Genomic DNA, 7086 nt, shown 5'->3' with positions numbered 1-7086 from the left:
GAGGCTGAGCCTCGCGCAGGGGGGGTCCAGGGAGGGGGCGCACAGCCCCCTCCCTGGCCGCCGGAGGCCTCTTCCGCCGACCGGCCCGGGCGCGGCTTTACGCGTTGCCGGTGGTGGTGGCGGTGCGGCGGCGGCGGGATCTGACGCAGCGGCGGCGGCGCCGCTTGAGCCAGTCGGAGACCTCGTCGGGCAGGGCCTTCCAGACGCCTCTGCCGCCGTCCTGCCAGGCGGGCAGGCCGTGCTTCTCGGCGAGTTCGGGGATGGAGTTGTAGCCCACGCCGATGGCCTGGGCGATGGCCTTGCGGCCGATGAGCAGGATGGGCATGGTCATGCCCTCACCCAGAGCACGCCGAGCCGGTCGCGGTCGCGGTTGCGGAATCCCAGATGCAGCCATGGCACGTCCTCCTCGACCACGGTTATGTGTTTGAAGGTCTCGTGGTCCGGTTCTGCGCGGATGGCGGCGCGGACTTCGTCCACGCCCGCGCGAAGCGGCACGAGGTCTGCGGCGCGGCCGAACTTGTGGTCGGAAAGTGCGGCGCCGGTAGTGCAGTCGTGGGGCCTGAGGCCCCTGTATCTGTTGTGCCCGCCGCTTCGCCAGTCGTTGCAGGCGATGGGGCCGAAGCGTTCGCGCAGGGCGTCCAGGGTCCAGAGCATGCGCGGTTCGAGCAGCCCCCAGAGGACGTCCTCGGGGTGCGCGGCCAGGAGCTCGGGGGGCACCAGTTCCTCGAGCGCGAAGTGGCTCGGGCGGTAGCCGGTCATGACGCCCTCCCGGCCGGGGCGGCGTCGCGGGCGATCATGCCGCGCAGGGCCTGGGGCATGGCCACGGCGTCCGCGCGGGCCCGGGCCATGGCGTCCAGGAAGGGATCGGGTCCCTTCGGGGCCAGGGGCGCGGGCGCGGCGGCCGGGAGCGGGGCGTCTGGCTCGTCCTCGAAGCGGCGTCCGGCGAGCCAGCCGCGCGCCATCTTGGGCGTGCGGCCGCGGGCCAGGAGCGCGGGCCGTTCGGCCGCCTCGCGCCGGGCGGCCGCGAGGATGCGGGCGAAGAGCCCGTCGGCCACAGGCTCGAGGGCGGCCCAGGCCTCGGCGGCCTCCGCGCGGCCCTTCCTGTAGCCGAAGGCCTGCCAGAAGGCCTGGAAGCGTTCAAGCGCCGGACCGGAGAGCGGAGCGCCCGGGCGGGCATGGGGTTTTCCCTGCCCGAAACCGCGGGAGACCGCGCGCGCGGCGGCGTCCGCCGCCGTTTCTTCTGCCGCGCAAGAGGCGGCAGGGGTGTCGGGCAGGGAAGGCGGGTCGGCGCTCATGGGGTTCTCGCCTTCTGTCTCTTCTCTTCCTTCTTCATATGCGGTCGCCGGTGCGTCGGCGGCCGGTCGGCGGCCGGTCGGCAGCGGGCCGCGCGCCTGGTAGATCTCCCAGTTGGTCAGGGTCAGCAGGGAGTAGCGGCTGGTCGCCTGGACGGTCAGGCAGCCGCCCTTGGCCAGCGCGGCCAGGACCGTGCGCACGCTGCGCTCGCTCATGTTCCACTGCTCGGCCAGATGCGAGCGGGCGGCCAGGAGCTGCCCGGGCCTGAGCGTCACACGTCTGCCGCCGCAGTAGACCGACTGCTGCCTGTGCACGGCGTGGCAGAGCAGCCAGGTCCAGGCGGCCCAGAGCTTGTGGTTGCGGTGCATCCCCGAATCGAAGGCTTTGCGCCAGAACTTGATGAATCCCCTGTGCATGAGGCCTCTCCCCCCACGTGCCGCGCGAGCGGCGCTTGGCGGTCCCCGAGAAGGAGCCGGGGCCGCCGTTGAACATGCGGCCGCCCAGGGGGCGGCCGGTGCGCTTCGGCTGCCGCGCCCGGAACCGTGGGCGCTGCCGGTAGGGCGCGTGCATGTCCGAGACAATTTATTCGATTGAATCGAAGATATCAAGTGCAATGTTCTGAAAACTAGAGTATCAATTTCGTCCAAATCATGCTAGGGAGTGCCTATGTACGACCTCACCACGGGCAAGATCTTCGGCGCGGCGCTCAAGCACGTGCTGCGCGAGCAGCCGCGCGGCACCCAGGCCAGGCTCGCGGAGGCGATGAACAAGGAGTCCTCCTACATCGCCGACATCAAGCAGGGCCGGGGCGGCGGCACGGAGGAGACGCGGCGCTACATCGCCAGCTTCCTGAACGTGCCCTACGAGGAGATGCTGGCCATCGGCCGGGCCATCCTGCGCGGGGAGGAGAGCGCCCCCTCGTTCCGCATGCCGGAGCCCTCGCCCCCCTACGGGGCCGACGGGCTGACCACCGTGCCCTTCCTGGAGGCGGTGCCCGCCATGGGCGGCGAGAGCCAGCGCCTCTCGCGCCAGGCCCGCTCGCACCTCGCCTTCCGCACGGACTGGCTGCGCACCAAGGGCAACCCGGAGCGCATGGTCGTGGTCCGGGCGGACGGGGACTCCATGCACCCGACCATCCAGGACGGCTCCATCGTGCTCTGCGACGAGTCGCGCACCGAGTTCGCGGACGGCCGCATCTTCCTCGTCGAGCTCGGCGACGGCATCGTCATCAAGCGGCTGCGCTCGGGGCCGGACGGCCCGGTCATCGTCTCGGACAACGGCAACGTGGAGACGCCGGTGCGCCCGGGCGAGCATTTCCGCATCCGCGCCCGCTGCGTCTGGACCGCGCGCGAGCTGGACTGATCCGGGCCGCGCCGGGGCCGGCCGCCCGGACGCGCCTGCACCGCCCGCTTCGTCTTCGCCCCTTCGCCGCTGTCTCGGGAGGCGGACGCGCCCTTCTGCCGTTTCCACGATCCAGCCTGCGCGAAGCTCGAACTGACCTTGACATTAGTTCTACATTGTAGAATATTGTCGGCAACGCGATCACCCCCGGAGGCCGACATGTCCCTCTACCTGGCCCGCGATGCCGACGGCGGGCTGCGCCTGCACCCCGCGCTGCCTGAGCGCAACCGGGACCTGGGCCTGTGGGAGACCGGGGAGGAGGCCACCGAGCTGCCCCGGGCCGCTTTCCCGGGGCTTCGCTGGGACGGCGAGCCCCTGCCCGTGGCATTGCGTCCCCTGGCCGCCCTGCCGCCCGAGCCCGAGCCCGAGGCCGGGCTCCTTTCTTCCCGGGCAAAGGGCCGGTGCCCTGCCGCGCGGGCGCTGCGCCTGCCCGCGCGCAAAGCGCTCCCGTCCCCGTCGTCCCCGTCGTCCCCGTCGTCCGCGGCCCGGCCGCTTCCGCCGGTTCCGGCCTCCCCGTTCCCGTCCACCCCGGAGCGGACCTAGCTCCCCGCTCCGGGGCCGGTCGCCGCGCTCCCGCGTTCCCGCGGTCCGCGCAGCCCGTCCCGCGTTCTGTCCCCGAAATCCCTGCCGCGCCCCGACTTGACCGGAACGGCCGGAAGGCGGCGCCGCATATCGCCTGGCGCGCGTACCTCCGGGGCGGCGCGCCTGGAACCCGGGCCCTTCCGGCCGGGATATGCGCTTGTGGCATGGGCGTGTTCGCGTATGCTGGCGCGTGGTGGAGAATTCCCGACTCGTCCCGCGGCATCCCGGCGGCGCCGCTGCGCCGTCCCTTCGGGCCTCCGCCGCAGGCGCCTCGGCGCGTTCGGCCGCACGGCCCGCCCGGGGATTTTCCGTTCGCCTGCCGCCCAAAGCCGCGGGCAAACCCAGGAGGAGATTGCCATGAAGAGCACGAACGAAGTGGCCAGGATCTTTGCCGAGCGGCTGACCTCGCGTGACCTGCGGGGATTTGCGGAACTGTTCGCGGACGAGTTCGACTGGTACGTGCCGGGCGAGCCGGTGCTGCCCTGGGCGGGCAGGCGGCGGACCCGGGCGGAGATGGAGGCCTTTTTCCAGGAGTTGTGGCCCCTGACCGTTTCCGACCAGATGCGCCTGGCCGTGACCCAGGTGCTGGCCCAGGACAAGGATGCCGTGGTGCTCGGCCGCTTCAGCCACGTGGCGGGCAAGACGGACAAGCGCTTCACCCTGGACCTGGCCTTCCACATCCAGGTCGAGGGCGGCAGGATCACGCGCCTGCGCCTGTACGAGGACACCCTGGGCGCGGCCGCGGAGCTGGGGCTCCTGGACCTGCCGTGTCCGCCCTCGACCAGGGGCTGAGGCCGCGGGTCTCCCCGCTGCCCGGCCCCCGGCCTGAAGGCGCGGCCTGAGGTTACGGCCTGAAGCTGCGGCCCGACGGCCGGGAGGGCGGCGCGCGGCCTTTTCCCGTGTCGGGGGTGTCCCGTTCCCCCCCCGCATCCCCGCACGACATCCGGCTCCAGGCATGCGGCGGGCTCCTGTCCGCCCGCATGCCGCCCGCATACCGCCCGCATTGCCCCTTGCCCCAGGAATTCCCGGCCTTGTCGCCGCTGTCCCGCCACGCGGGCGCCGCAAATCCGTTCACCCGTTCACGATGCTTCCGGATTTTCGCGGAACAGTGTCCGTAAAAGCCTGTGTTCCCGGAATTCCGGATGATTCCGCGGTGATTGGTTATTTTTGTTGGGAAATTTTTCACATGCCCTCCTCTCCTATAGCCATCCATTTGCCCGATAGTGTACAAAGAATATAGTCAACGCTCCGGATTACCCGCCGAAATCGCCGGGGTTTTCCGCATTCGCCGCGGCGGCACCAGGTGCCGCCGCCAAAGGGGGTCTCATCGTGGGCATCAGGCTGAAATTCCTTCTGCCGCTGCTTATTTCCGTGCTGGTCCTGGGAACGGCCAGCTACATCGTGGTCAACCGGCAGCTGGACGATCTCGCGTCCATGACCGTGCACGACCGGGTGGCGGCCAAGGCCGCCGAGGTGCAGAACGGCATCGACCAGGCCGCGGACTCGGCGCTCGAGCTGGCCGCCTCCTTCTCCCAGCTTCCGGACGTCATCGACGCCTACCGCACGGCGCTTTCGGGCAACATCGACGACGAGAACGACCCCCAGGCGCAGGCCGCGCGCGAGATGCTCCGCGCCAAGCTCTCCGGGGCCGCCAGCGGCTACAAGGCGATCATGGGCAAGGACCTGGAGCTGCACTTCCACCTGTCCAACGCCAGAAGCCTCGTGCGCCTGTGGCGCAAGAAGAACAGCAAGGTCGACGGCAAGTGGGTCGACGTCTCCGACGACCTCAAGTCCTTCAGGCCCACGGTCGTGGAGGTCAACAAGACCGGCAGGCCGGTCAAGGGCATCGAGGTCGGGCGCGGCGGCTTCGCCATCCGCGGCCTGGCCCCGGTCATGGACGAGAACGGCAAGCAGCTCGGCTCGGTCGAGGCCCTGGCGAGCTTCGACAAGGTGCTCGAGAACGCCGCGGGCAAGGACGGCAAGAGCCTGCTCCTGTACATGAACTCCAGCCTGCTCTCCATCGCCACCCGCCTGCAGGACCCGAGCAAGAACCCCGTGCTGGACGGCAAGTTCGTCCTCGTCTCCGGCGGCGTCGACTCCCCGGCCGCCAAGCTCGTGGACGTCGGCCTGCTTACGCGCGGCGCCCAGGACCTCTCCGTCGAGAACAAGGGCTCCACGGGCCTCGCCGCGTTCCCCATCAAGGACTTCAAGGGCGACCAGATCGGCGTGGTGGTCTATTCGCTGGACCTCGCCCCGGTCCAGGGAATCATGGGCGACGTGAGCAAGGTCCTGGTGGGCGTGCTCCTGGCCGTGCTCCTCGTGCCCGGCATCATGGTCTGGCTGCTCGTGGGCGGCTACGTCGTCCGCCCGGTGAACGGCATCGTCGGCCTGATCAAGGACATCGCCCAGGACAAGGCCGACCTCAAGCAGGAGCTGGCCGTGCGCCAGAACGACGAGATCGGCGACCTGGCCACCTGGTTCAACCGGCTGATGAAGAAGATCGACAACATCATGTGCGAGGCCGAGGGCTACGTGAACATGCTGAACGCCGTGCCCGACCCCATCTTCGCCGTGGACGACGACTACAAGATGCTCATGGCCAACACGGCCACCGAGAAGCTGCTGGGCCACTCCATGGCCGAGCTGAAGCAGTACCGCTGCGCCGACCTCTTCAAGACCCCGGCCTGCGGCACCGAGAACTGCCCCATCCACCAGGCCAAGAAGATCCAGGGCTCCTTCGAGGCGGAGATCATCAACATCGGCACGCCCGAGAAGCCGCACTACATCAACCCCATGGGCGACGTGGTCAAGGACTGCCACGGCAACAAGGTCGGCTACGTGGAGGTCGCGCGCGACGTGACCGACATGGTCCTGCAGGAGGACGTCCTCAAGCAGAACATGGAGCGCGTGGAGCGCATCAACGCCCAGACCTCCGAGGCCGCCGTGCACGTGGCCTCCACGGCCGAGCACCTGTCCGCCGCCTTCACCCAGATCGTGGCGGGCTCCGGACGCCAGCGCGACCACATCATGAGCACGGCCAGCGCCATGAACGAGATGAACTCCACGGTCATGGAGGTGGCCAAGAACGCCGCCGAGACCGCCGAGTTCGCGGGCGACGCCCGCACCCGCGCCGAGGCGGGCGCCAAGATCGTGGCCGACGCCGTGACCGCCATCGCCCAGGTGCGCGAGCAGGCCCTGGCCATGAAGGCGGGCATGGGCGAGCTCGGCAAGCAGGCCGAGGGCATCGGCCGGATCATGAACGTGATCACCGACATCGCGGACCAGACCAACCTGCTGGCGCTGAACGCGGCCATCGAGGCGGCGCGCGCGGGCGACGCGGGCCGCGGCTTCGCCGTGGTCGCGGACGAGGTGAGAAAGCTGGCCGAGAAGACCATGACCGCCACCAAGGAGGTCGGCGAGGCCATCAAGTCCATCCAGGACGGGGCGCGCCGCAACGTGAACGACGTGGAAGGCGCGGCCAAGGCCGTGGAACGCGCCACGGAGCTGGCCTCCAAGTCCGGTGAGGCCCTGGGCGAGATCGTGCGCCTCGTGAGCCAGACCACGGACCGCGTGCACTCCATCGCCTCGGCCGCGGAGCAGCAGTCCGCCACCTCCGAGGAGATCAACCGCAGCATCGCGGACATCTCGCGCATCGCGGACGAGACCACCCAGGCCGTGGACAGCTCGTCGAGCGACGTGAACACCCTGGCGGACCTGGCCAAGAACCTGAAGGACGTGGCCGGGTAGGGAACCGCAGGAAGACGCCGGGGGAGGCTGCGGCCTCCCCGGGCCTTGCCCGAAAACGAAGCG

Annotated in this window: 7 protein-coding genes; 4 read left to right on the top strand and 3 right to left on the bottom strand. The window is 70.1% G+C overall.

The annotated features are described in order from the left end of the window. Positions 1-97 precede the first annotated feature (97 nt). The 3 genes from DSX2_RS12940 to DSX2_RS17725 are packed head-to-tail and all read right to left on the bottom strand — an operon-like array spanning position 98 to position 1709. Entirely contained in the window at positions 98-331 is a 234-nt protein-coding gene (locus DSX2_RS12940; RefSeq protein ID WP_236615122.1) for a hypothetical protein, read from the bottom strand. Continuing rightward, positions 328-759, bottom strand: coding sequence for a D-Ala-D-Ala carboxypeptidase family metallohydrolase (locus DSX2_RS12935; RefSeq protein WP_020881537.1), 432 nt, complete (start codon positions 757-759; stop codon positions 328-330). The genes DSX2_RS12940 and DSX2_RS12935 overlap by 4 nt, the downstream gene beginning before the upstream one ends. Further along, positions 756-1709, bottom strand: a complete 954-nt coding sequence (locus DSX2_RS17725; RefSeq protein WP_020881536.1) for a hypothetical protein — start codon at positions 1707-1709, stop codon at positions 756-758. Before DSX2_RS17725 ends, DSX2_RS12935 begins: the two co-directional genes overlap by 4 nt. Positions 1710-1959: 250 nt before the next feature. On the opposite strand from DSX2_RS17725, the gene DSX2_RS12925 reads away from it, so the two are divergent. The 4 genes from DSX2_RS12925 (at position 1960) to DSX2_RS12910 (ending at position 7023) form a co-directional block, all read left to right on the top strand. Beyond that, a complete protein-coding gene (locus DSX2_RS12925; RefSeq protein ID WP_020881535.1) occupies positions 1960-2655 on the top strand; it encodes a LexA family transcriptional regulator in 696 nt (231 codons plus the stop codon). Between the two features lie 198 nt (positions 2656-2853). Continuing rightward, the gene (locus DSX2_RS12920) at positions 2854-3237 is read left to right on the top strand and encodes a hypothetical protein (protein ID WP_020881534.1); all 384 of its coding nucleotides are present in this window, start codon (positions 2854-2856) and stop codon (positions 3235-3237) included. A 396-nt stretch (positions 3238-3633) separates the two neighbouring features. Next, positions 3634-4068 (top strand): nuclear transport factor 2 family protein, encoded by a 435-nt coding sequence (locus DSX2_RS12915; RefSeq protein ID WP_020881533.1) that lies wholly within the window; start codon positions 3634-3636, stop codon positions 4066-4068. A gap of 537 nt (positions 4069-4605) precedes the next feature. Next, positions 4606-7023 carry a methyl-accepting chemotaxis protein gene (locus DSX2_RS12910; RefSeq protein ID WP_020881532.1) on the top strand — a complete coding sequence of 806 codons (2418 nt, stop codon included), beginning with the start codon at positions 4606-4608 and terminating at the stop codon, positions 7021-7023. Positions 7024-7086 lie beyond the last annotated feature (63 nt).

This window comes from Desulfovibrio sp. X2 (assembly GCF_000422205.1).
GTDB lineage: Bacteria > Desulfobacterota > Desulfovibrionia > Desulfovibrionales > Desulfovibrionaceae > Alkalidesulfovibrio.
This window is presented reverse-complemented; position numbering and strand designations above follow the sequence as displayed.

Excerpts from the sequence above, each read along its gene's own strand:
- DSX2_RS12940 (WP_236615122.1), bottom strand. The coding sequence starts at position 331 with ATGACCATGCCCATCCTGCTCATCGGCCGCAAGGCCATCGCCCAGGCC.
- DSX2_RS12935 (WP_020881537.1), bottom strand. The coding sequence starts at position 759 with ATGACCGGCTACCGCCCGAGCCACTTCGCGCTCGAGGAACTGGTGCCC.
- DSX2_RS17725 (WP_020881536.1), bottom strand. The coding sequence starts at position 1,709 with ATGCACAGGGGATTCATCAAGTTCTGGCGCAAAGCCTTCGATTCGGGG.
- DSX2_RS12925 (WP_020881535.1), top strand. The coding sequence starts at position 1,960 with ATGTACGACCTCACCACGGGCAAGATCTTCGGCGCGGCGCTCAAGCAC.
- DSX2_RS12920 (WP_020881534.1), top strand. The coding sequence starts at position 2,854 with ATGTCCCTCTACCTGGCCCGCGATGCCGACGGCGGGCTGCGCCTGCAC.
- DSX2_RS12915 (WP_020881533.1), top strand. The coding sequence starts at position 3,634 with ATGAAGAGCACGAACGAAGTGGCCAGGATCTTTGCCGAGCGGCTGACC.